Source organism: Candidatus Symbiothrix dinenymphae (genome assembly GCF_001431085.1).
In genome coordinates, this window is the sequence record NZ_BBRU01000065.1 from 1 (window position 1) to 1,061 (window position 1,061).

Here is a 1,061-nt window from a genome sequence, read left to right on the forward strand (position 1 = left end):
CATTGGCTGACGGCATGGCAGGCGACAAGTTCACATTAGGCAGCAGCTTCCGCGGCGGTATAGACGAGTTCAGACTGTGGCGCGGCACGCGCTCCGCCGAGCTTATCCGCGGCGATATGAACCACGGACTGGACGGCACGGAACCCGGGTTGGAAGCCTATTTCCCGTTTGAGAATACGCTTAACAACCAAGGTGTTTTGACATCAACACCAACCTGGCTCGACAAGAAGAGTGGCATCGCGGCAACACCAACAAGTGTCACGCTGACAGATGCCGATGCTCCGCCTCTGAAGCCTGCGCGCGAACCCCAGTCGGTACGTCACACGGCGGTAGCCTCGCGCAACCGCATAGCCATCACGCTGACCGCACCGCCCGCCAGTATCGAAAACAGCACCCTGCACATTGCACTGCAAAATGTGCAAGACATCCACGGCAATAAGGCAGACCCGATAACCTGGACGGCTTATGTGAACACGAGCCGCCTGGTGTGGGACATCCGCGACAAGAGCATCACCAAAAATTATTTGGAGGAAGTGGTCTTTGACGCAAAGATTGCCAACACGAGCGGTCTGCAGGAGACATGGTCTGTCAAAGGCTTGCCTGCATGGCTCTCCGTTTCAAAGAGAGAGGGAACCTTGCGCGCTTTGAGCGACGAGAAACTGACATTCACCGTCAGCGCGACCACGCCGATGGGCATCCACGAAGCCACCGTCTATCTGACGGGCAATGACGGGATAGATGCGCCCATGAAATTGCAGGTGGAAGTGACTGACCAGCAACCTGATTGGACGGTCAATCCGGCGGCTTTCCGGTATAGCATGAACCTCATTGGCGAGTTGCTCCTGAATGGCGCGCCTCTGGAGAACAGCAAAAGCCTTGTAGCAGCGTTTGTTACCACCGACACCGGTGAAGAGCAATGCGTGGGGGTTGTTCCGCTGACACGCCGCGGAGAGGCATACCTTGTGGAGATGACGATATATGGCAACGAACGGGAGAAAACGCAGCAAGCGTTGCTCCACTTCAAGGCTTATGATGCCTCCGCAGGGGTTGTTTACAGCAAA

1 pseudogene is annotated in these 1,061 nt (G+C 56.4%); it reads left to right on the forward strand.

Annotation, left to right across the window (positions count from 1 at the left end):
• Positions 1-1,061 (forward strand): annotated as a pseudogene (locus ASC50_RS01095) (hypothetical protein); the annotation flags it as partial.